1 protein-coding gene is annotated in these 862 nt (G+C 46.8%); it reads left to right on the forward strand.

Annotated elements, in window-relative coordinates:
• Nucleotides 1–128: 128 nt before the first annotated feature.
• On the forward strand, nt 129–862 hold a 734-nt coding region (locus R7E78_RS25410; protein ID WP_318058511.1), incomplete at its 3' end, for a J domain-containing protein.

The raw sequence follows: 862 nt of genomic DNA on the forward strand, positions 1-862 counted from the left end.
AGGTCGTGCGTGCAACCGTCGTGTTGAAATCCAGATCTTGCCACTGAAGTAATTTGGTTGCACCATAACGGTAATAACAAAAATTACCGGAGCAGGCCTAGCAACTTACGCTAGGCCTGACACATTCAATGTCATTCAAAACCATTACCCTATCCTTTACGTTAAGCAGCTGTCTTTCTGTATCTGCATTTGCTTCTCAAGCACCAACATCCCCAGCAGAACAATTTGAACTGGCGCAGCAACTGGCTCTTTCTCCAAAATCAGATTCGCCATCGGATGTTCGCTATTGGCTAGAGCAATCCGCAAGCCAAGGCTATTTACCTGCACAGAAACAGCTGGCCGAAGACTATTCCCGAGGATTGACCGGTGCGGTTAATTACTCACAGGCAACGTATTGGTTTACCTCTGTAGCGTTGAATGACCCTCGCGACCGCGGGTTCTTGTTAGCGGACTTTGTTCAGCATCACCAAAAAGACATCACCACCAGCGATCTCGTTGAGGCGTGGTACCAATTAGCCTCGGACACAAACCGTCAAGCGGAAGAAGCTTACAATCATTATCTCGAAGAGCGCTTCAATCAACTGCGTGCAAAGCAAGTCTCCGAAATTGTGGAATTAGATAAAGAAGCGACAAAAGAAGAGCAGCCTGTCGCTCCACAATCAACCGTAACGTCTGATAATGGCACGATTATGTGGTTGGCTATTGGTGGATTGGTGATCGCTCTAGCAGGCTTCGGTGGATGGGTAATTCTAAGAAAACAACAACGAACCTTGGCCGCATTGTCTTCCCAAGAGGCAAACCAAACTCAGCAACTTGATGCGAAAGTAAAAGAGTTAGAGTTCACGAATAAACAATTGAAGCG

The sequence above is a fragment of the Vibrio sp. YT-19(2023) genome (assembly GCF_033337395.1).